Origin of the sequence: Fodinibius salipaludis (assembly GCF_002287075.1) — a bacterium.
GTDB lineage: Bacteria > Bacteroidota > Rhodothermia > Balneolales > Balneolaceae > Fodinibius > Fodinibius salipaludis.
Map to the genome: position 1 here is coordinate 1 of NZ_NSKE01000037.1, position 574 is coordinate 574.

Genomic DNA, 574 nt, shown 5'->3' on the forward strand with positions numbered 1-574 from the left:
CCAGCGTGAATATCAACGAAACCCCGGTTGCCGACATTGCAGTGAGCGCCATGGAGGCTCCCACGGAGGTTACTCGGGGAGATCAGGTGGACGTTTCGGTAACGGTGGGTAATACCGGCAACAAGGATGCGACCGATGGATTTACGGTAACTCTCCGGGATCGCACCGACAACACGCAAGTGGCCAGCAAATCCGTCAGCGGAATGGCGGCCGGAGCCTCGACCACCCTGACCTTCAGCTGGGATACCCGGGGATTGTCGCTGGGAGACCACGAGCTGGAAGCCCGCCACGACTTTGACGACGAGAATACGGGCAACAATTCCCGAACGACCAGTGTGACCATCAACGAAACGCCCGTCACCGACATTGCAGTAAGCTCGATGACGGCCCCCTCGGAAGCTACCCAAGGCGACCAGGTAGAGGTCTCGACAACAATAGAAAACCTGGGCAACCAAGATGTTAACCAAGACATAGCCGTTTCGCTTGTGAATCAAAATAGTGGGGCAACAATTGACTCAAGGTCTATAAGTGGCTTAAATGCCGGGACCAGCCAGTCACTGACTTTGAGCTGGGA

1 protein-coding gene is annotated in these 574 nt (G+C 55.9%); it reads left to right on the forward strand.

Annotation, left to right across the window (positions count from 1 at the left end; genetic code table 11):
- A partial coding sequence (locus tag CK503_RS15930) for a CARDB domain-containing protein (RefSeq protein ID WP_141239964.1) occupies nucleotides 1-574 on the forward strand: 574 nt, incomplete at both ends.